This window comes from Streptomyces sp. NPDC053750 (assembly GCF_044544295.1).
Classification (GTDB): Bacteria; Actinomycetota; Actinomycetes; order Streptomycetales; family Streptomycetaceae; genus Streptomyces.
Map to the genome: position 1 here is coordinate 83,394 of NZ_JBITXB010000007.1, position 20,369 is coordinate 103,762.

A 20,369-nucleotide genomic window follows, 5' to 3' on the forward strand; every position below is an offset into this window, starting at 1 on the left:
TTCCCCCGGAGGAGCGGCGGGTTTCTCAGGCATCCGTGAGCTGTGCGGAGGAGATGCGCTGCGGCGTCAGTTGTTGAGTCGCCCGCCACTCACGGGGTGCCATGCCGTAAGCGGTCCGGAACACCCGGCTGAAGTGCGCGGCGCTGGTGAAGCCCCACCGGTGTGCCACCGCGGCGATCCCGGCGTTCCTGTGCAGCGTCAGGTCGCGTCGGCATGTCTCCAGGCGACGGCGCTGAATCCACCGGCCGACTGTGGCGTCCTCACTCTCGAACAGCTTGTGCAGGTAACGCAGGGATATGTGGTGGGCCTCGGCGATGGCCTGCGGGGTCAGATCGGGATCCGCGAGGTGCCGGTCGATGAACGCCTGGATCCGCAGCAGCAGTGCCCGGTTCCCACGGGGCGTGTCCTCGGTCGCTCGGCCGAGGAGGTCGTCGGCCAGCACGTCGAGCAGATCCACCACGTTGCGTGCCATCAGTTCGCCGGTGCGCGGCGCACAGTTTCCGGCGCCGTCCACGAGCCCGGCCAGGAAGGGCGCGAGCAGACCGCCGAGAGACGTGTCGGGGCCGAGTGGACGGGCGGTCACTTGGGCCAGGTCGGACTCGCTCAGACTCAGGACGTCTTTCGGCAGAACAAGGGACTTGGTCCGAAAGGGCTCGGGGAAGGACAACCGGAGGGGGCGTGCCACGTCGTGGACGAAGACGTCTCCGGCGGCCAGGAGCGCCACACGGCTGTCTTGTTCCAAGCGGCCGGACCCGCTGTCCAGCAACGTGACCACGATGTACCCACTCCGGCTGTCCCTCGCGACGAGTCGGTGCGCCCGCACGGCGGTCAGGGCGTCGCCGACCACGGTGACGGCCTGGAGGCGCCCGAGCGGTGTGGCACTGACCGTGCCGGTGCCCGCGTCGTCCGGGGCGGTCAGGTCCACGACGCCGAGCATCCGGGACAAGGTCGCGCGCCAGTACGCACGCCGGTCTGGGGCGGAGAGCGAGTCGGGGGTGCGGCGATCGTGGAGAGTGCTGGGTTCCTGGACGTCTGGGGCCACTGTTCTCTGTCCTTCGGCCGGTGTGTGCCTTCCTCACCACCGTGTCAGCGGGACCGGACCGGCACATCGCGTGAACCCGCTAGATCAGGTCCCCGCTCTGAAGCGACGGGGTGTCACCTGACGGCTCCCTCGGTGGTGCCGGCGGCGATGTGGCGCTGGGCGACGACCAGCAGCAGGGCGGCGGGGGCGGAGGCCAGGACCGCGGTGGCCATGGCGGCGTTCCACTGGTCCGTGTGGGCACCGAGGTACTGGTAGACGCCGAGAGTGATCGGCTGAACGGACTGCGTGGTGGTCAGGGTGAGGGCGAAGAGGAAGTCGCTCCAGGCGAAGAGGAAGGTGAAGACCGCAGCGGTGATCAACGCGTTGACGCTCACCGGCAGCACCACGGAGCGGAAGACGCGCAGCGGGCCGGCGCCGTCCACGCGAGCGGCGTCGATGATCTCTTCGGGGATGGTCCGCATGAACGAGTACAGGATGACGATGGCGAGAGGGGTGCCGGCGGTGGAGTCGGCGAGGATCAGACCGAGGTGGGAGTTCAGCAGACCGAGGTCGGTGTAGGCGCTGTAGAGCGCGTTCGCCACGACGATGCCCGGAACCATCTGCGTGATCAGGACCCCCAGCAGCATGAGGTCGGTACCGCGCAGGGAGAACCGTGCCAGCGCGTGGGCCGCCGGCGCGGCGAGCCCGAGGCTGAGCACCACGCTGCCGAGGGACACGATGATGCTGGTGAGGAGAGCGCGCCCCTGAGCGCGCAGTGCGACGACGTATCCGCTGAAGTCGGGCGGGAGGGGGAACCAGCCTCCTCGCAGCGTGTTCCCGTTCGCCTGGAGGGAGGCGTTCACCACCCAGTAGACCGGGAACAGCATCAGCGCGAGCAGGACGATCCCGACCAGGGTGGACAGGAGACCGCGGCGCGGGACCCGCTTCATGGGCGCTCCGTCTCACACGTTCCGGGCGCGGCGGTCGACGCGCAGGTGGACGAGGGCGAAGAGGAGCGAGAGCGCGATGAGCACGTTGCCCAGCACGGCACCGCGCCCGAAATCGAACTGCTGGAAGGAGAGCTCGTACGCGCGGGTGGCGACGGTCTCCGTGGCGTCCGCCGGGCCCCCTCCCGTGACCACGAGGATGATGTCCAGCACCTTGACCGTGTAGACCACGTCCAGCACGAGCACGACGCTCACCACAGGTCGCAGCAGTGGCCAGGTCACGTGGCGGAAGGACCTGACCGGTCCGGCACCGTCCAGCTTCGCTGCCTCGAACAGGTGCCCGGGGAGGCTCTGCAGGCCGCTGTGGAGGATCACCGTGTTGAACGGGATGCCGACCCAGACGCTGACGACGATCACCGACACCAGGGCGTGTGAGGTGCTGGTGAGCCAGGGGACACCGGACGCGGAGAGGTGAAGACCGCGCAGCAGTGCGTTGACGGCACCCGTCTCGGGGTCGAGCATTCGCCTCCAGGTCGTACCGGTGACGACCAGGGGCATGAGCCAGGGCAGCAGCAGAAGTCCACGCAGGATGCCACCCAGCGGGAAGCGGCGCTGAAAGAACAGCGCGAGGAACAGGCCGATGCCGAACTGCCCGAGGACCGAGGCCGCGGTGAACAGGACGGTGTTCGCCAGGGCTTCGGAGAACAGCTCGGACGAAAGGATCCTCGAGTAGTTCAGCAGCCCGACGAACGGGGCGGCGCCCGTGTAGAACGTGGTGGTCGTGTACTGCTGAAAGCTCATCACGACGTTCTTGACGAGCGGGTAGCCGAAGAAGAGCAGCAGATAGGCCGCGGCGGGCAGGACGAACATCCACCGGGCGAGACGCCCGGGGCCGGACAGGTCAGTCACCGGTCGCGATCTGCTGGGCGTGTCTCAGGGCCTGCTCCGGTGTCTGCTCCCCTGTCAGCGCGGACTGGATCGCGGTGTAGATCCCGGTCGCCGCCCTGGGCCACCTGACGCCGAGCTCCTCGGTGCGGGAGCGTGCTCGTTCCACACTCTCGACGAAGACGGCCGATGAGGGGTTCTGTTCGGCGTACCGGGCGGCGACCTCGGTGCGGGAGGGGACCGTGAAGTGCTGCTCGGCCAGAGCGAGCATGTTGGCGGAGTCGTTGAGGCAGGCGAGTACCTGGGCGGCCTTCTGCTGCCGGGCCTTGGAGGGGCCTTGCGGGACGGTCCACACCTCACCGCCCAGAGGGGTGATCAGGTTCTGCCCCGTTCGGGGCACAGGGACGGGGGCTACTCCCCAGTTCAGGTCCTTGTCCGCGTTCAGAGCGGGGATCCGCCACGGACCATTGATCATCATGGCCGTCCGCCCGGCGGCGAACTGGTCGTGGACCTCGGCCTGAGTCCAGTTCAGCACCGACTTCGACATGGACCCGCTCGACACCAGATCGACCCACAGTTGAAGCGCCTGCGTGGCCTGTGGGGTGTCCAGCTGTCTCTCGTGCCCGCCGTTGGACCACAGGAAGGGCAGGAACTGCCAGCTGCTTTCGAAGGTGGCGCTCGCGTCGACCGCCATGCCATATCTTCCCGAGCGGGTCAGCGCGGCCGCCGCCCTCTTCAGGTCGTCCCAAGTTCTCGGCACGGTGACACCGGCTTCGGCGAGCATGTCCTTGTTGTAGAAGAGGGCGACTGTGCTGACATAGGGAGCCAGCCCGTACACCTCTCCCTCGTACGTACCCGCTGACAGGATGCCCTCGGAGATGCCGGAGGTGTCGATGCCGTACGGCTCCAGCGGGGTCAGCGCGCCGGTCTGGGCGATCTGCTGGAGGTCGGCGTTGTCCAGCATCAACAGGTCGGGAAGGGTCCGCGAAGAGGCTTGCCGCAGCACTCTGGGAACGAGTGAGGCCGGTGGGACGCTCGTGTGCTCCACCTTGACGCCGGCCGCCTTGCCGCAGGTCACCAGCATGTCGTTCCATTGGGCGTGTTCGGACGTGTCGGTGTAGTAGTCGAGCACGGTGATGGAGGTGACCTCGCCCCCGGCGGACTCGATGCCGGACCCGTCGACGCATCCGGTGATGGCCGAAGTGAGCGCGAGAATGGCGGCCAAGTGGGTGGAGACGCGCCATGCCCGCCGTCCGGCCGGTGAGATCATGCTGGTGCCCTTACCGAGTGACTGTTCGGGGCTCAGGCCGTATCGCGGAGGCGAAGCTCCAAGGGCCGTCGGGATCGCCCGGACCGGTGATTGTGTTCGAATGCATCCTAAATGGTCTCGGACGGCTCACTACGCGGGTGTTCCCGAGGCGGGGTTCGTGCGGTTGGTCGTCGGGGTCGTCAGAGACACCGGCTCTGCTCGGCGGCTTCGAGGATCATCGCCACCACGGCGTCGGGCTGAGACAGAAGCACGGCGTGCGATCCGTCCAGCACGTGCTCGGCTGCTGCCATGCGCTGGGCCATGAAGCGCTGGGCGGTGGGGTTGAGTATCCGGTCGGCGGCCGCGATCGCGTACCAGGACGGTGTGGAGGTCCAGGCGGGCCTGCCCGACCTGCCGGTCAGTGCGTCGCAGGCGATCGGGCGTTGGGTGACGGCCAGTTCCTCTGTGACGAGGGGCGGGAGGTCGGCCGCGTACGCCTGGGGGAACAGGTCCTCGCGAAGGTGGATGCCGCGTTCCGGGCGACCGGACGTGCGCGCGGGGAGGTCCGCGGTGACGATCGCACCGGCCTCCGGCGCGGGGGCGAAGCGGTTCACGACGTCCAGGACGCACTCGCCCGTGTCCAGACCGAAGGCTGCGACGTAGCACAGGGCCACGACGTTGTCGGTGTCGGTGGCGGCCTGTGTGATGACCGCGCCGCCGTAGTCGTGGCCGACCAGCACGACGGGGACGTCGATGCCCTGGACCACGCTTCTGATCCAGGCGGCGTCCTGTGCCAGATCGCGCAGAGGGTTCGCCGGGGCGAGTACCGTCCGTCCGTCATCGTGAAGGAGGGCTATGACCTCCGCCCACGACGACGCGTCCGTGAACGCACCGTGCACGAGCACGATGGTCGGCGATGGGCGGCTGGGTCGGTGCATGCCGGTGACCTCCGACGGGCTGGGGGGATCCCTCAACCAAGCGTGTCCGGTCACGGCGTCGCATCGCGTGAACGTACCAACCCTCTCGTCAGTCCCCGGGCAGGGCCGTGACCAGATTGGCGAGCTGCACCCGGGAGTTGATCGACAGCTTGCGGAACACGGACGTCAGGTGGGTGTTGACCGTGTGCGGGGAGATGACGAGCAGGTCGGCGGCCGACCGGTTGGTGTGGCCCTGGGCCACGAGCCGCGCGATCTTCCTCTCCGACGCGGTGAGGGCCTCCCACCCCTGCACGGGGCGCTGGACGGCCGCCGGCTTGCGACTGCCGACCCCGGCCTTCTCCAGGTCGCGCTGCACCAGCGTCGCCGCGGCGCGAGCGCCCGTCGCGGCGAGGGTGTCGCGGGCGTGGGTCAGCGCGGGCACGGCCCGGTGTGTCCGGCCCGCCGCCAGGAAGGTGCGTCCGAGATCCGCTGCCGCAGCGGCCCTGACGAGAGGGCGGGGGCCTGAGTCGAGCACTTCCACGGCGCGCTGGAGCGCGGTGAGATCGTTCTCCACGAGTCCACGGGCGTGCGCCGCGACACCCGTGGCGGTCGGCACGGAGGGGTTGCGTTCGGCGTGGGCCGCGGCCTGTGCGGCCAGTTCCCCGGCCAGCTCCTCGTCGGCACCGTTCAGGGCCATACGTATCGCGGGGCCCGCCCAGTCGCGCAGGACACGCCAGCGCATGAAGGGGCCTACCCGTTCCACTTGGCGAATCCTGTCGACGCAAAGGCCGGTGTCCCCGTCGGCGTCGGCGTGAAGCGCTTCGAGGAAGCGCACCGCGGCCGTGTTGCCCGGATTGGGTTTGGCCTCCAGCCCCTCCCGTGCCGCGGCCAGATGCAGCCGCGCTGCATCCCGGTCGCCGCACAGCAGGGCGATCCAGGAGCGGATCACCCGGCCGTTCACCTGTTGGACCGGTGCGTTGACCTCGTTCTCCAGGTGCTCCATGGTCGCGAAGGCGGCGTCGGCGTCGTCGAGTCGGCCCAGACCCAGATCGTGCTGGCCCTGGGCCCAGGACAGCATCGCCTGACGCGTCGTGCCGGCCTCCGTCGCCTGCAGGAGCAGCCGTCCACCGGCGTCGAAGTCGTCCACGTGCAGGTGCGCGATGATCTCTTCGGGCAGGAAGGCGGAGTCGAGGGCGCTCAGTGCGGCGAAGCGGTCCAGCGCGAGCGCGTTCTCCCCGGCGTTCTGAGCGATCTCGCCCAGCCCGGAAAGGGCCAGGGTGTGCGCGTCCCGGTCACCGGCCTGGACCGCGGCCCGCAGCGCGGCCTCACCGGCCTCGCGCGCGGCCACCAGATCGTGGTCCCGGGACAGAGCCAGGGTTCGCAGGGCGGTCAGTCTCGCGGTGATCCGAGGGACGGCACCTGCCGTGGCGAGGGCCGCTTCGGCCCTTCGCCGCAGTTCCGCTGCGCGGTCCATGTTCCACAGCGCTCCGCCGAGGCCGGCCTGGAGCCGGCTGAACTCCTCCAGGGGCGGTCTCTCCGCCAGCAGCCGGTCTCCCGTCGACACGGCTTCGCCGTTCCGGCCGGCCCGAGTCAGGAAGAGGATCGTCTGCTCTCCCACGGCGTACCTGAGGGGCCGGGCGGGCGGCACCAGCTCCAACGCGTGCGTCATCAGGTCGGCCGCGAGCCCTGGTGTGACCGGCAGCACGTCCTCGGCCGCGCGCCGCAGGAGCGACACGGCTTCCTCGTCTCCGGGAGCCGCCCCCCTGAGGATGTGCGACACCGCGTCGACCGGGGGACGTCCCGCGGCGACAAGACCCCGGGCGGCCTCCCTGTGGAGGGCTTTCCGGGCCGAGGGTGATATGCCGACGTACACCGCCTGACGCAGCAGGTCGTGCCGGAAGACCAGGTGATCACCGTCATCGTCCAGAATGCCGGCGCCCACGGCCTCCTCGAGGGCGTTGATCAGGGCGGCGGCCGGTCGGCCACAGAGGGCGGCGGCGTCGTGGAAGCCGAACCTGCGTCCCAGTACGGCGCCCATCTGAAGGAAGCGGAGCGTGTCGGCCTGCAGGGACCTGAGTCTGCCGCGCACCCCCACCACGAGTCCGCGGGGGACTAGGTCGTCCGAGGGTTCGGCGTCGCGCAGAGCTGCGAGCATCTCGACTGCCAGGAACGGGTTCCCGCCCGCGCCGTCGAGCAGGTCCCGTACCCGCTCGTCAGCCGCCGTACCGAGGGTGTCGCCGGCCAGTTGGGCGATCGCGGCGCCGGACAGGGGGCCCAGGGCCAGGGTGGTCACCGGGAGGCTGCCACGCGCAGCCTCGACGATCTCCTCAGCCGGGCCCGCGGGCTCCCGGCGCCCGGCCAGCAGCCACAGCACCGGCGAGGTGCGCAGGCGTACCGGAAGCTGCCGCAGTGCGAAGCGGCTCAGCGGATCGGCCCACTGCACGTCGTCCAGGCCGATCAGGACCGGCACGTTGCCCGCCCGGGCTTCGATCGCCTCCGCCAGGCGTTCCAGCAGCCAGATCCGCTGGTCGTGGTTGCGGGCGATATCGGCGAACGTATCGGCGGACAGCAGCGGTCGATCACCGTGCAGGACAGACGCGGCCAAGGACGAGAGCGGCACGATGTGGTGCAGTTCGTCGGCCTTGCCGACGCCGACGGAGTACCCCGACTGCCGGGCCATGGAGACGGCTGCCGCGAGCAGCGTCGTCTTGCCGATACCCGGCTCGCCCCGGATGAGGGCCAGTCCGCTGCTTCCCGTGCGGGCCACGGAGGCGACCAGTGCCTCGATCTGGCCCAGTTCCTGCTCTCGGCCGCGTAGACCGCTGCGGGACAGCGGACCGCCCGCCCCTGCCATGGATGACCCTTTCCGTCCGCGCTCTTGCGTCGAGACCGCTACCTGGCGCAGCGGGTGTGCGTGGATCCCGTAGCCGGTGACGAGCGCGGTCCGACTACGGCGCGTTGGTGAGCCCTTGCCTGTCCGTGCACTGTAACTGGTCCCTGCGTGCACTGTGGGGCGCCTGCCCAGGTCAGGGCGCTGCCGCAGGGTGACACGAAGGTAGTCCGGACGATGCCGGCAGAGCCACGGGGTCGTCGTTCACCGCCTCGGCGGGCTTTCGGCGCCGCTCGGCGGTCCAGCGGCGGAGGACGAGGTGTGGCGTACAGGGACATCCCGGCACATCCGCCTTGCGGCGCTCCCCGGCAAGAAGTGATGCGCTCACGGACAACGCGAGGGAGGAGGCTGTCCTAGCGTCGTTCTGTCCTGTTCCGGCCGCGCATCCGACCGCGCACCAGACACATCGAACGAAGGAAGCGACCTTGCCTTACATCACCGTGGGTCAGGAGAACTCCACCACCATCGACCTGTATTACGAGGACCACGGCTCCGGCCAGCCGGTCGTCCTCATCCACGGGTTCCCGCTCGACGGACACTCCTGGGAACGGCAGAGCGCGGTGCTGCTGGAGGCGGGCTACCGCGTGATCACGTACGACCGCCGCGGGTTCGGGCAGTCGAGCCAGCCGACGACCGGATACGACTACGACACCTTCGCGGCCGACCTGAACACCGTGCTGGAGACCCTCGATCTCCGGGACGCCGTCCTGGTCGGTTTCTCCATGGGCACCGGTGAAGTCGCGCGGTACGTGTCCACCTTCGGCTCCGCCCGGGTCGCCAAGGTCGCTTTCCTGGCCTCGCTGGAGCCCTGCCTGCTGAAGACCGACGACAACCCCGAGGGGGCCGCTCCGCAGGAGTTCTTCGACGGCGTCGTCGCGGCCGTCAAGGCCGACCGCTACGCGTACTACACGGACTTCTACAAGGACTTCTACAACCTGGACGAGAACCTCGGCTCCAGGATCAGCGAGGAGACCGTGCGCAACAGCTGGAACGTCGCGGCGGGTGGCGGCTTCTACGCCGCGGCCGCCGCGCCTTCCACCTGGTACACCGACTTCCGCGCCGACATCCCGGCCATCGACGTGCCGGCGCTGATCCTGCACGGCACGGGCGACCGCATCCTGCCGGTCGAGGCCACGGGGCGGCCGTTCCACAAGGCGCTGCCGTCCGCCGAGTACGTGGAGATCGAGGGCGCCCCGCACGGACTGCTGTGGACCCACGCGGAAGAGGTCAATGCCGCGCTCCTCGCCTTCCTCAGCAAGCGACCTTGAACGCAGGCCGCTCGGCGGCCTGCGGACCGCGGCCGTCCGTTCGGGATCACCGAGACAGGTGAACCCGACGGGCGGCCGTGCGTTTGCCACCCCTACGGTGGGGTGACCCGCCCGCCTGGAGCAGGCGATCCCGGCCACGGGACGCGGCCGGACCGTCCGGCGAGTGCGAGGGCGGAGGGACGATCGGGGCGGTGATGGCCGCCACGGCAGTCGCCAACCATGAGTCGGCGACCAGAGTCATCCACCTGCCAGGTCACATCAGTGACACAGTGAAAACCGATGTGCCCTCAATGTGCCCCGGCCTCCTGACGGCCCCTGCCCGGCACGAGAAGGGGCGAGGCCCGAAGACCCCGCCCCACACGTACGAAACCCCGGCTCAGGGCCACACCAGGCAATACGGCTGATGCCCCGCCTCATGCAGCCGGTGGCTGAAGTCCTGCCATTCGTGCAGCGATTGAACGCGGCGGGGCGTTGACCTGGGTATTTTCGATAAAATCCGCGTTGACCTGCGGAAAGTCGTCCCGGTAGTTCTCGCGGGTTAACGCCGTTTCCTGGGCTCATGTGCCCTGGATGTGCCCTCGAAAGTGATCGGCTGGCCACGGGGCAGGTGCCGTGGTGTGGCTTGCGGGGCGGCAGTCCGCGGTCGTCAGCAGCCCGCGCGAGGGCTGGACGAAGCTATGCACCACCCCCCGGGCCAAGCTGCCTAATCGCCGAGGGCGCGAGCTCCAGCGGAGAGTGCTGCGGCTTCGTCGGTTGGTGGAGGCCCAGTTGAGGGACCGGTCCGTGGATCATCTGTACCAAGTGGCCATGGACGCGTCATAATGGCGCGATGGGGCTTTCGTTACCTGACCCGAAGGGTCACCAGCGGGACGTCGTCTTCCTGAACGAACGCGGTCACTGCGTCGTTCTGGGCACGGCGGGCAGCGGCAAGACGACGATGGCGGTCCATCGGGCTCATTATCTGGCCACGGCCCCGGGTATCGGAGGCCGCACGCTGTTGGTCACTTTCAACAAGGCTCTCGTAACCTACCTCAGGGGTATGAGCGCCGCGTCCACGAACCTGCAGATCGAGACCTACCACACCTTCGCGCGTGGCTATCTCGCGCATCGCACCAAAGCGCCGGTGCGCATATGCAAGTCCAAGAAGCAAATGGTTGAGCGGGCACTGGGGGAGGCTCGTGAGCGCCACCCCTCCCGGGCCGTGATTCACCGTCCGCTCGATTTCTTCCTGGATGAGCTGCATTGGATGGTCGGGCACGGCATAGTCGACCAGCAGACGTATGTGGAAGGCCGTGCTCGTCGGGTTGGGCGGGGCAGGCCACTTCAGCAACCCGATCGTGAAGTCGTCTTCGAGGTCTACCAACGGTACGTACAGTTGCGTGCCGAAGCCGGGTACGAGTACGACTTCGACAACATGGCGTCGACGGTCCTGGGTGCCCTGAAGGTTGATCCCACCAAGCGGCTTTACCGGCATGTCGTCGTCGATGAGGGCCAGGATTTTACACCCGAGATGATTCGAAGCCTGGCAGCGGCCATTCCTAGCGACGGATCACTGACTTTCTTCGGCGATTACGCGCAGCAGATCTACGGGAGCCGGATGTCCTGGCGTGCCCTGGGCCTTCATGTGTCAAATGTCGTGGAGTTCGCCCACAACTATCGCAACAGCCGTCAGGTCGCCCAACTCGCCCAGTCCCTTTCGGATATGCCGCACTTCAAGGATGACGTCGATCTGGTCCAGCCGACCGGTGCGGCGGCCGACGGCCCGAAACCCACCATCCTGGAGACCGCGGGCAAGGAAGAACAGCTCGTTCAGGCGGCGAGCAACGCCCTGGCGCTGGGCGCGGACCGCCAGGTCGCCATTCTTATGCGCACCCGGGTCCACGAGGACAAACTCAGATCTCTCCTCGACCGAGGTCGTGTCCCCATTCACCGCCTGCACCGTGAGCTTGCGCGGTGGACGGACGAGCCGGGGGTGTTTTACGGGACCTACTCTGCGGCGAAGGGCTTCGAGTTCGACTCGGTGATCCTCCCATTCTGTGATGCGGACGAATTGCCGAAACCGAGTGAGGTGGAGGCTCACGGCCTCGACGAGGCAAAGGCGCGCGAGGCCCGGCAGTTGTACGTAGCCATCACCCGGGCTCGTACAGACCTCATCATGCTGCACTCAAGCAAGCTGACCGGTCTGCTGCCGCAGGAGATGTCTGACCTGTACGTGCGGGTGAGCTTGTGAGTGACGTCCTTGAGCAGGCCCGGGCCCGCGGTATCACCCGTCTGTGCCATCTCACCAAGTCGGCCAACCTGTCCCATATCCTCGAAACCCGGCAGATACGTCCCGTGGCCACTCTGCAGACAGCTGCGGACGCCTTTCGGCCTGCCGATACCCAGCGCCTGGACGGCGCACTGGAGTTCACCTTCCTGAGCGTGGAGTATCCGAACACCTGGTACCTGGCCCAGGCAGCGAGCCGGGACCGCCATTTTCAGGACTGGGTGGTTCTCACGCTGGACGTCGACCTGCTCGCCACTTCCGGCGCACGCTTCTGTCCCTACAACTCCGCACGAGACAGGAGCGCCGGCGCCCGGCTGGGTGCCGACGGCTTCAATGCCATGTTCGCGCCCACGGTGACCGGCAAGGTGACTCTGCGGCGAGAAAGTGGGCACCCGTCTTGGTGGCCTACGGACGACCAGGCAGAGATACAGATACCCGGGATCATCCCACTGTCCGCCGTACGTTCTGTCATCGTCCGGGACGAGAAGCAGGCAGAGCTGGAGCACTTCAGACATGCCCAGTTCGGGATGGCGGTTCTGCTGCCACCTCTGGTTGTCGCTCCCATGCTCTTCGACAAGTACGTCCTGAGCCGCTCGGTGCGCTCCGGCAATCGGCCACCGGAGAGCCCGTACATCCCCCGAACAACTCTGGCAGAGTGAACACGTGAACGCTGAGCTTCACCCATGGACCGACAGAGCCTGCGGCATGCTGCTAGGAGCAGCCGTCGGGGACGCCATGGGCTGGCCCTACGAGCGGCGGGACCGGACTCGCTCACTTCCGCCACTCAGCCAGGTCGCGGGTCGGTTTTTCGCCTGGCAGCGAACGGCAAGCAGCCGTTTCCGCCCGATCCTTGAGGACATCGGACCAGGCGAGTACAGCGACGACACACAGATGCTCATCGCCGTGGCTCGTGCTCGCCTCACCGCAGGAGACGACTGGCTTACCTGGTTGCAACGAGTCGAGTGGCCCTTCCTCCTCGATTACGAACGTGGTGCCGGGGCCAGCGTCAAGCGTGCCTGCCGCGCCTGGGAGAAGCATGAATCGGCCTGGGGCAAGAGGGCCGACGACCAGGAAAAGTACTTCAGTAGCGGGGCAAACGGCGCGGCCATGCGCATCGCGCCGCACGTCATAGTCCACCACGAGGGTACCTTCGGCGACCTGGCGCACGACGTGGTCCGCGACGCCGCGACGACACACGGGCACCCGCGAGCCCTGCTGGGTGCCTTGGTGCATGCCTATGCCCTGTGGACCAGTTTGCGGCAACCTGCGCCATTGGCTTACGGCTGGCTCGTCGAAGCAACACTGGACGGTCTGAAGGACTGGCGGGAACCGGTGTGGCAGGGGCTGGACAGAAACTGGTTGGATGCCGCTGCGAAGGCGTTCCCCGGCGGCTACGAACAAGGCTGGGATGACGCCGTGCGGGAGGTGGAGGATCTCCTCACCAGCGCACGGTCCTCACTGAACAGCGGCGCGCTGAGTGCGCCCTCCGCCTTTCTCGAGCAACACGGCCTCACTCGGCCGAAGACGCGTGGGTCGGGGACGTTGTGCGCGGTGGCAGCCATTTACCTCGCGGCCCGTTCGGCCGCTAGCCCGGAGCGTGGCATCGGTGTCCCCGCGCGCCAGGAGGGCGCGGACACGGACACACTGGCATCTATGGCCGCCAGCCTGCTCGGCGCAGGTCTGGGCCAGGAATGGCTGGGCTCGTTCGGGCGAACTGTTCAGGATGCGGCCCTGCTCGTCACGCTGGCCGAGAATCTGCTCACTCCTGTCTCTCCGATCCTGTCCCTGCCTTCTCGCGCCGCGGCTGGCGAAGCTCGGTCGCGGTTCATCGAGAAGCTCGACAAGGCCGACAGCCGAGCTGATCTGCTGCTCCCGGACCGGCGCCAAGCACGCGTGGTCGCAGCTGGCACCCTGACGTCCGGCAAGTGGACGGCGCGACGTACACATATCGTCACCACGGACGGTCAGAACCTTTTCTTTATCCGCGGGATCCAGCGGGCGGAAGCGCAATCGGAAGGTGTCGAGGAAGCCCCTCGTACCGATGCGGAGCCGGCTGACGAGCATCGATCGGTCTGGCCACCGAACCAGGTCCGGCTCCAAGGTGCCTATCTGCCCGTCGCCGACATCGGACGCGTGACGGCGGCCATGTCCGCCCTCGGTTTGAGCGCGCACCGCCGCGGAAGCGACTGGGTCTCTTATGAGAATCTCGTGATCAAGCAGGCACACACCAGCAAAGTCGCTACGGGCGTTCCAGGCGTCCAACTTCGGGTTGCCATCGACGATGTCCAAGCGGCTTGGGAGCGTCTGCGCAGGCTGGGGTTCGACGGAGCAGTGCAACGTGAGGGCGGCGCCCTCTGGGCACGGATCGACCCGTACCTGATCGTCGCCGTCAACAACGCCGAGCCGCCCGCTCGCCCAACCCTGCAGTAGACCCGGCCGGGACGCGATGGGTTGCTTTGCCACGTCAGTTTAAGGCGAGCCCACGGAAGGTGTTGCGAACCTCGGTCAACGGGCCACGTTCCCTTGTGTAGTAGAGCTTGTTGGTCAGGAGTACCGCCCAGCGGCACTTGGTGGGGGAAATCCACATGCCTGTGCCGGTGAAGCCGTAGTGGACCCAGACGCCTTCGTCGGCGGTCGTGCCGGGAGCGGGGTGCCAGAACAGGCCGCGAGCAGGTTGGAGCCGGCTCGTCTGGATTGTCAGGGAGCGGGTGATCCATTCGCTCCCGAAACCAGCCCGGAACTGGGAAGCGGCAGGGGCGAGCATGTACCGGAGGAAGGCGGCGAGGTCGTCGAGGACGGTGAAGGCGCCGGCGATGCCGCAGACGCCACCCAGAAGGCGGGCAGAGAAGTCGTGGGCGACTCCCTTGAGGTGGGTGTCGGTGTCCTGGTCGAGTTCGGTGGGTGCGCAGCGGGCGGCGAGGTCGGCGGGCAGGGGGCCGAAGCGGGTGCCGGTCATGCCCAGCGGATGCCAGGTGCGGGCGGTGGCCAGCTGGTCCAAGGGGCTGCCGGAGAGGTGTTCGGCGAGGTAGCCGAGGATGAGGGCGGCTCGGTCGGTGTACTCGACGGCTTCGCCGGGTGCCCGGTGGAGTGCCTCGTGCAGTACTCCGCGGCGGATGTCGTCCGGGTTGGTGCCGTAGAGGTTCTTCAGCTGGGCTCGCAGTGGTACGCCGGCGGTGTGCGTCAGCAGATGCCGGGCGGTGACGGCTCCGAGTGGGTGCCCGGTGACCTCCTGCCAGAAGCTGCCGAGCGGCTGGTCGAGGTCGAGGGTTCCGTCCTCGTACAGGGCGCCGACGGAGGACCAGACAGCCAGGATCTTGGTGAGGCTGGCGGCGTCGAAGACGGTGTCGGTGCGCATCGGCACGTCCGGCTCGTCGGGGTCGAGGACGCCGGTGGTGCCCTGGGCGAGGGTGCCGGTGGCGTCGCCGAGGGCCCATACGGCGCCCGGGTACACCTTGTCGCGGACGCCCTCGTCCAACAGGGCTTCGATGCGGTCACTGTCGTACGTCATGGTCTCCCTTTTCGCCGGGGCGTCGCGCGGTCAGCGTAGTGACGTTCACAAGGTGGGTCGGGCAGCGACGTGTCGTGCCGCCCGGGAATCACGTCAGGTGAGCTGGCGGCCGAGGTCATTCAGGGACCGTGCGGTCGCCGAGAGAGGATGGCGGGCCGCGTTCGCGTAGCCCGCCTGTCGCAGGGCGGTCAGCAGCCCAGGCGTCTTCCTCAGTCGCTCGAGGTCGCGCGCCAGAGCGGCGGAGTGGGTGAAGTCCGTGGCCATGCCAGATGTGGCGAGCGCTTCGCTGAGGCCGGGTACGGGCTGGTAGAGGACGGGCAGTCCGCACGCTTGGGCTTCCAGCGCGACCAGTCCCATGGCCTCCAGGGTGGTGGACGGCACGACCAGCACATCGTGTTGGGTGAAGGCTTTCCACAGCTGTGGGCGGCGCAGCCAGCCGAGGTAGCGGACTCGTACGCCGGCGCGTTGCAGCAGCGGGGCCAGTGCGTGGAACTGGGCTCTGGGCGCGGCGACGCTCAGCTCGACACCGGGGACGGGAGCCAAACTCTTGATCAGGGTCTCGCCACCCTTTTCGGTGGTCAGGCGTCCTGCGTACAGGAGCCGCAGGTGGCTGCTGGAGGTGCGTGCAGGCCGGGCGGGTGGGGCGGTGAGCAGGTGGTCGGGGATGCCCCAGGGGATGTGGGTGATCTTGCGGCGTTCGATCTGCGGGGCGAGCTTGAGGAGGCGGTCGGCCATTGCGTTGGTCGGGACCACGATGGCGTCGGCGGCCCTGGCTGTTTCGCGCAGCACCTGGAGCTGGTCTCGGTGGGTCTCGGCGAAGAGCAGGTCCGTGCCGTGGACGAGGGCGATCCGGGGATGCGCGGGCAGAGCACGGATGAGAGCAGGAGTGGCGCCGAATGCGAGGTGCTGCAAGTGGAGGACGCTGATCTGTGTGGGATCGAGTATGGCTGTGAGCGCTCTGCGCAGGGTGGCGACGTAGCGGTTGAAGGCCGTTCCTTCCAGGCATTTGCCTGCTACGGGGAGCACGCTGAGTCCGGCGGGTGGCCGGGGAGCGTGACCAGGTGTTGCGAGCATGAAGGCGCGTGCCGGGATGAGGGGTTGTCGGCCGGTGTAGAGGTCGATGAAGAGCTCGACGCTGCCGCCGGGGCTCCCGACGGGGAGGTCCAGGAAGGTGGCAGCCATCGGGCCGGTGGCCGAGCGAGCGTTCACCGCGTGCCTCCGTCGATCTCCTCGTAGAGGCGCGAGACGTCGATGCCTTCCGTGGACGCGTACTTGGCGGGCTGATGCTGGTAGCTGGCCGGGGCGCCGAAGGCAGTGAGGAAGACGAGCTTGCCGAAGGTCATGCCTGGATACACGCGCACCGGTCGCGTGGCGCGGATCTCCAGCGTCCAGCGGATCGCATGGCCCTGGTGTCCGAGCGGAGCCGAGACGTGAACCCAGATGCCCAGGGACCCGGTGGTGCGGTCGCCGTTCAGTAGCTGCGCGTACGTCTCCGAACCGGTCCGCTCCAGCGTGATGCCGAGGTAGAGCAGGTCAGGGCGCAGTACGAGGCCGGTGTCGGGGATGGGCTGCTCGGTGAAGGCGGTGGGGGTCGCGGCGTCGAGGTCGCCGTCGCAGACGCGGATCGTGTCCCCGAGCCGCCAGTCGTAAGCGTTGGGGGAGAGGCGGCTGGGTTCGTACGGGTCGATGGTGATCTCGTCCGCCTGGACGGCGGCGGCGATGGCAGGGCCGGTGAGGATCACGATGCCACCGCCCGGAGTCGGGCGAGGTCTCGCCAGTAGGCGGAGGGCTGCGGTCCTGCGGCGGCCTGGTACTTGCCGCGGTAGAGGTCGATGTCGCCGGTGGAGACGAAGAACATGATCTGCCCGATCTTCATGCCCTCGTATACGCGCAGCGGTCGGATCGGGGTGAGCATGAGCGTCCACTGGCCGTGGAAGCCGATGTCGCCGATGGGGGCGGTGATCTCGACGAACAGGCCGAGACGTCCGACGGAGGAGCGACCGAACAGCAGTGGCACGAAGGTGTCGGAGCCGACCTCTTCGAGGGTGTGGCCGAGGTAGAGCTCGCCTGGCTGAAGGATGTGCCCGTCCGAGCCGATGCTGGTTTCGCTTGTGGGGTTGGGCCGGTGCGCGTCCAGGACCGTGCTTGTGTAGGTGATCAGGGTGGGGCCCAGACGCACGTTGTAGCTGTTGGGGTTGACCTGGTCGGCGGCGAACGGGGTGATGCGGAGGCGGCCGTCGTGAGCGGCAGCGGTGATCTCCGGGCCGGTGAGGATCATTAGCTGCTTCCTTCCGCGGTGACAGGAGCGGTGATGATGAGGACGTGCTGGACGGTCTGGTCCAGGCGCAGGCCGGCCTCGTGTGTGCGTCCGCCGAGGTAGGTGTCGGCGAGGTAGTCGGTGGTCAGCACGGTGGTGATGGCGTCCGGCAGGGGATCGGGGGCCGTGACGAGCGGGCCGGTCTGGGCGGTCAGACCTGACAGCAGGCCACGGAGGCCGCTGCGTGCCGGCTCAGGTACGTGGGCGTGCACCAGCTGGTTGGCGAACGGCTCGATGGAGAGCAGGTCGCCCTGGGTGAGTGTGTCGCCGAGCGGGACGGCACGTAGTGCCGTCTCGTTGAGGATGACCGCGTCTGCCCCGAGTGCCGTACGCAGGCGGGCGGTGAGCTCCACGAGCAGGCTGCGCCGGTCGAGGGGCTGGTGGCGGTACGCCGGACTGATCGGGCCGAGGACGGCGGCCAGCTGCTGCTTGACGTTTTCGATGAGGGAGAACAGATCCGCAAGCTCCATGGGAAAGCGGCTCGGGGCCCGATTCGGGAAGGATGTAGTGCCGGCACCCCATCCCGTGCCTACGGGTGTCGCGATCGCATAGCCGTCGGCGAGTTCCCGACCCTTGGCTACCAGGGTGCCGTCGACTCGGACCGGTCCGTACTGATCGCTGTGGCAGTGCCCGGCGAAGACCACGTCGAGGAACGGACAGGCCGCCGCGAGTTTCCGGTCCTCGTCGAAGCCGGAATGGCTGAGCAGGACCCGGCTGTCCACCTCGTGGTGGGCGAGAATCACCTCGCGCAGGGACTGCAGGGGATCGGTGACGCATTGGCCGACTCGCTGGGCAGCCGGGATCGAGTGGAAGGCTTGCCGGCCGATCACAGCGGTTACGCCGACGCGCCGTCCATCGATGTCGGCGATGTACAGGCGGCGGAACAGAGCGTCGCCGGTGTTGGCATCCACGGCATTGGCGCAGACAGTGCGCCGGTGAAGGTCGGGTTCGAAGTAGTGGGGCCAGCCGTGGTTGCCGGGGGCCAGCACGTCGTACAGCCTGAGCAGGATCCCCCGCTCGATCGTGCCGCGGGCGAGGCGGTAGTACCCGCTGCCTTCGAAGAAGTCGCCGCAGTCCACGATGAGGGAAGTCGGCCGCAGCGAGTGGAGGTGGGTCAGGAACGGCGCGGCGTTGTCGAAGGCGGAGTGGACGTCCGTTGTGGCAACGATCTGGCGTAGGTTGCGCCCGTCGGTGGTCATAGGGTGACCTCGCAGATGTCGGCGCCCAGGGTGTGGAGCTTGCCGGGCAGGTCGGCGTGGCCGCGGCGGAGCTGGTCGAGACCGCCAAGGGTGGTGACGCCCTGGGCGGTGAGGCCGGCGACCATGAGGGCGGATCCGGTTCGGATGTCGGTGGCCTCCACGCCCGTCCCGGTCAGTCGTTGAGGACCGGTAAAGCGGCACTCGGTGGGGGAGATCTCCTGGATGTCCGCCCCGAGGCGGGCCAACTGCGGCAGAAGATTGCCGTGGCGACCTGGGTTGATGGCGTCGGCGAACAGATGGGTACCGGGTAGGCCGAGGGCCAGTGCCATGAGTGGTGGTTCGAAGTCGGCGTCCAAGCCGCCCGGGCTGAGCGAGGCGGTGGCCCGTAAGGGGCGGCTGGCCAAGCGGCCGTCCTGGGCGTTCACGGTGAGAGTGTCCGCCTCGCTGACGGTGGAGATGCCCAGTCGGTGCAGGGCGGCCACGAGGGGGCTCAGGTCGTTGGCTCGCGCGCCTCGGATGCGCGCGCTTCCGCCGGTGGTGGCGACTGCACAGGCGAGTGTCCCTGCCTCCACCTTGTCTCCCGGCACTACCCATGCGGCGTCGCTCGGTGCCGAGGGGGGCGGCGAGAGGGCGAGCAGGCGCTCGCCGGCCCGGGTTTCCCATCCCGCCGTCTGCAGGGCCTCCAGCACGTACAGCACTTCCGGCGAGAGATTGGGCTCGCCCAGCCGCAGAGGCCGGCCGGTGGTGACGGCTCGAAGCAGGGCGGTCACGGTCGCCCCGCGCGAGCGGAACGGCAGCACCAGGGACACGGTGCCATAGCGACGTCTGGCGGCCTCGACGCGATATCCGGAGTCATCCAAGACACTCCGGTCGCCGAATGCCTCGTACACCTTGAAGTGCAGATCCATCCCGCGTGCGCCGATCCGGCAGCCTCCCGGCCACGGCAGCCGTGCCTCTCCGTGCCGGGCGAGTAGGGCCGGCACCAGGTAGTACGAGGCACGGATACGCGCGGCCTGGGGCAGGTGGGGGCGCACGGGCTGGTTTTCAGTCGGCAGAATCACCGCCGCAGTCGGCTTCCCGACCGGCTGCGCTACGTGCCAGCCCGACTCTTGGAGCAGTGCGAGCATGGTCTGCACGTCCGTGTTGGCAGGGATGTTGTTCAGCCTCACCGGACAGCCGAGGGCAGCCGCGGCGGCCACCAGCGGGAGCGCCGCGTTCTTGGAGCCGTCGACAGTCACAGTGCCGGTGAGCGGTGGGCCCGGACGAACGGCGATCACCTCGGCGGCCGTGCCGGGGACGTGAGTGGTTGTCATCAGCAACTCCTCTGTACAACAAGGGGGGACACGATCGGATGGTCCGGATTGGTGGGCAGTGCGATCTCGGCCCAGCAGCACTTCCCGACCGCCGTCGGCTCGACGCCGTATCGATCCGCGAGCGCGGCTACGAGGAACAGACCTCGGCCGCTCTCGCTACACGGATCCGGGAGACCCGGCCGGGGCAGCTCCGGGCAGTCGTCGCAGACTTCGATCCGCAGTGACTGCTCGTCGAGACGGACGGACAGGGAGACCGGGCCGGCTTCGGCATGCCGGACCGCGTTGGTGACGAACTCACTGATCACGAGCTCGGCGGTGTGCACCACCTCGTTGCCCAGCACCGTGTCCCAGCCCTCTATCGCGTCCACGGCCCGGTGCCGGGCGGCGGTGACCGCGGTCGGTGTGGCGGATACGGAGAGTGCGAACTGGTGCGCTTTCACGAGCTGCCTCCAGGGTCGGTGCGGCTGCTCCAGGCAACCGCTCCGGAGGCAAGCGTGACCATGCCGTGTGCCGGGGCCGCATCACTTATGCAGGAGCTGCATCGCGGCCAATCGATGCTCGGTTACGCTCGGTTGAGCAGGCAGGATCG

Annotated in this window: 17 protein-coding genes; 4 read left to right on the forward strand and 13 right to left on the reverse strand. The window is 68.3% G+C overall.

The genetic code is table 11. The features are described from left to right. Nucleotides 1–25: 25 nt before the first annotated feature. The 6 genes from ACIGO6_RS21055 to ACIGO6_RS21080 form a co-directional block, all read right to left on the reverse strand. Nucleotides 26–1,042 carry a helix-turn-helix domain-containing protein gene (locus ACIGO6_RS21055; protein ID WP_399878397.1) on the reverse strand — a complete coding sequence of 339 codons (1,017 nt, stop codon included), beginning with the start codon at nt 1,040–1,042 and terminating at the stop codon, nt 26–28. A gap of 113 nt (nt 1,043–1,155) precedes the next feature. Continuing rightward, nucleotides 1,156–1,971, reverse strand: a complete 816-nt coding sequence (locus tag ACIGO6_RS21060; RefSeq protein WP_399878399.1) for a carbohydrate ABC transporter permease — start codon at nt 1,969–1,971, stop codon at nt 1,156–1,158. A gap of 12 nt (nt 1,972–1,983) precedes the next feature. Beyond that, nucleotides 1,984–2,838 (reverse strand): carbohydrate ABC transporter permease, encoded by an 855-nt coding sequence (locus ACIGO6_RS21065; RefSeq protein ID WP_399878937.1) that lies wholly within the window; start codon nt 2,836–2,838, stop codon nt 1,984–1,986. Nucleotides 2,839–2,869: 31 nt separating this feature from the next. Beyond that, on the reverse strand, nt 2,870–4,123 hold the full coding sequence (locus ACIGO6_RS21070) for an extracellular solute-binding protein (RefSeq protein ID WP_399878401.1): 1,254 nt from the start codon (nt 4,121–4,123) through the stop codon (nt 2,870–2,872). Between the two features lie 179 nt (nt 4,124–4,302). Next, entirely contained in the window at nt 4,303–5,040 is a 738-nt protein-coding gene (locus ACIGO6_RS21075; protein ID WP_399878403.1) for an alpha/beta fold hydrolase, read from the reverse strand. An 88-nt stretch (nt 5,041–5,128) separates the two neighbouring features. Continuing rightward, nucleotides 5,129–7,873, reverse strand: a complete 2,745-nt coding sequence (locus ACIGO6_RS21080; RefSeq protein ID WP_399878405.1) for a helix-turn-helix transcriptional regulator — start codon at nt 7,871–7,873, stop codon at nt 5,129–5,131. 461 nt (nt 7,874–8,334) lie between these two features. Here ACIGO6_RS21080 and ACIGO6_RS21085 point away from each other — a divergent pair, with 461 nt between their 5' ends. The 4 genes from ACIGO6_RS21085 (at nt 8,335) to ACIGO6_RS21100 (ending at nt 13,873) form a co-directional block, all read left to right on the forward strand. Continuing rightward, the gene (locus ACIGO6_RS21085; RefSeq protein ID WP_399878407.1) at nt 8,335–9,177 is read left to right on the forward strand and encodes an alpha/beta fold hydrolase; all 843 of its coding nucleotides are present in this window, start codon (nt 8,335–8,337) and stop codon (nt 9,175–9,177) included. 829 nt (nt 9,178–10,006) lie between these two features. Continuing rightward, the gene (locus ACIGO6_RS21090; protein WP_073725500.1) at nt 10,007–11,407 is read left to right on the forward strand and encodes a UvrD-helicase domain-containing protein; all 1,401 of its coding nucleotides are present in this window, start codon (nt 10,007–10,009) and stop codon (nt 11,405–11,407) included. Next, nucleotides 11,404–12,102 (forward strand): DarT ssDNA thymidine ADP-ribosyltransferase family protein, encoded by a 699-nt coding sequence (locus ACIGO6_RS21095; protein WP_073725498.1) that lies wholly within the window; start codon nt 11,404–11,406, stop codon nt 12,100–12,102. The genes ACIGO6_RS21090 and ACIGO6_RS21095 overlap by 4 nt, the downstream gene beginning before the upstream one ends. Nucleotides 12,103–12,106: 4 nt before the next feature. Further along, on the forward strand, nt 12,107–13,873 hold the full coding sequence (locus ACIGO6_RS21100) for an ADP-ribosylglycohydrolase family protein (protein ID WP_399878409.1): 1,767 nt from the start codon (nt 12,107–12,109) through the stop codon (nt 13,871–13,873). Nucleotides 13,874–13,907: 34 nt separating this feature from the next. On the opposite strand, the gene ACIGO6_RS21105 is transcribed toward ACIGO6_RS21100, so the two are convergent. From ACIGO6_RS21105 to ACIGO6_RS21135, 7 genes are all read right to left on the reverse strand, one after another. Continuing rightward, complete coding sequence (locus tag ACIGO6_RS21105) at nt 13,908–14,951, reverse strand: serine hydrolase domain-containing protein (protein ID WP_399878411.1); 1,044 nt, start codon at nt 14,949–14,951, stop codon at nt 13,908–13,910. 93 nt (nt 14,952–15,044) lie between these two features. Then, on the reverse strand, nt 15,045–16,133 hold the full coding sequence (locus tag ACIGO6_RS21110; protein ID WP_399878939.1) for a glycosyltransferase family 4 protein: 1,089 nt from the start codon (nt 16,131–16,133) through the stop codon (nt 15,045–15,047). Nucleotides 16,134–16,156: 23 nt separating this feature from the next. Continuing rightward, the gene (locus ACIGO6_RS21115) at nt 16,157–16,693 is read right to left on the reverse strand and encodes a dCTP deaminase domain-containing protein (RefSeq protein ID WP_121701931.1); all 537 of its coding nucleotides are present in this window, start codon (nt 16,691–16,693) and stop codon (nt 16,157–16,159) included. After that, nucleotides 16,690–17,229, reverse strand: coding sequence for a dCTP deaminase (gene dcd, locus ACIGO6_RS21120; RefSeq protein ID WP_364907737.1), 540 nt, complete (start codon nt 17,227–17,229; stop codon nt 16,690–16,692). Before dcd ends, ACIGO6_RS21115 begins: the two co-directional genes overlap by 4 nt. Then, nucleotides 17,229–18,467: a metallophosphoesterase gene (locus tag ACIGO6_RS21125; RefSeq protein WP_399878414.1), complete on the reverse strand. Its 1,239-nt coding sequence runs from the start codon at nt 18,465–18,467 to the stop codon at nt 17,229–17,231. Before ACIGO6_RS21125 ends, dcd begins: the two co-directional genes overlap by 1 nt. After that, entirely contained in the window at nt 18,464–19,780 is a 1,317-nt protein-coding gene (locus ACIGO6_RS21130; RefSeq protein ID WP_399878416.1) for a UDP-N-acetylglucosamine 1-carboxyvinyltransferase, read from the reverse strand. Before ACIGO6_RS21130 ends, ACIGO6_RS21125 begins: the two co-directional genes overlap by 4 nt. Continuing rightward, complete coding sequence (locus ACIGO6_RS21135; protein WP_399878418.1) at nt 19,780–20,220, reverse strand: ATP-binding protein; 441 nt, start codon at nt 20,218–20,220, stop codon at nt 19,780–19,782. Before ACIGO6_RS21135 ends, ACIGO6_RS21130 begins: the two co-directional genes overlap by 1 nt. Between the last annotated feature and the right edge of the window lie 149 nt (nt 20,221–20,369).

Excerpts from the sequence above, each read along its gene's own strand:
- ACIGO6_RS21060 (WP_399878399.1), bottom strand. The coding sequence starts at position 1,971 with ATGAAGCGGGTCCCGCGCCGCGGTCTCCTGTCCACCCTGGTCGGGATC.
- ACIGO6_RS21065 (WP_399878937.1), bottom strand. The coding sequence starts at position 2,838 with ATGTTCGTCCTGCCCGCCGCGGCCTATCTGCTGCTCTTCTTCGGCTAC.
- ACIGO6_RS21070 (WP_399878401.1), bottom strand. The coding sequence starts at position 4,123 with ATGATCTCACCGGCCGGACGGCGGGCATGGCGCGTCTCCACCCACTTG.
- ACIGO6_RS21075 (WP_399878403.1), bottom strand. The coding sequence starts at position 5,040 with ATGCACCGACCCAGCCGCCCATCGCCGACCATCGTGCTCGTGCACGGT.
- ACIGO6_RS21080 (WP_399878405.1), bottom strand. The coding sequence starts at position 7,873 with ATGGCAGGGGCGGGCGGTCCGCTGTCCCGCAGCGGTCTACGCGGCCGA.
- ACIGO6_RS21090 (WP_073725500.1), top strand. The coding sequence starts at position 10,007 with ATGGGGCTTTCGTTACCTGACCCGAAGGGTCACCAGCGGGACGTCGTC.
- ACIGO6_RS21105 (WP_399878411.1), bottom strand. The coding sequence starts at position 14,951 with ATGACGTACGACAGTGACCGCATCGAAGCCCTGTTGGACGAGGGCGTC.
- ACIGO6_RS21110 (WP_399878939.1), bottom strand. The coding sequence starts at position 16,133 with ATGGCTGCCACCTTCCTGGACCTCCCCGTCGGGAGCCCCGGCGGCAGC.
- dcd (WP_364907737.1), bottom strand. The coding sequence starts at position 17,229 with ATGATCCTCACCGGCCCGGAGATCACCGCTGCCGCTCACGACGGCCGC.
- ACIGO6_RS21125 (WP_399878414.1), bottom strand. The coding sequence starts at position 18,467 with ATGACCACCGACGGGCGCAACCTACGCCAGATCGTTGCCACAACGGAC.
- ACIGO6_RS21130 (WP_399878416.1), bottom strand. The coding sequence starts at position 19,780 with ATGACAACCACTCACGTCCCCGGCACGGCCGCCGAGGTGATCGCCGTT.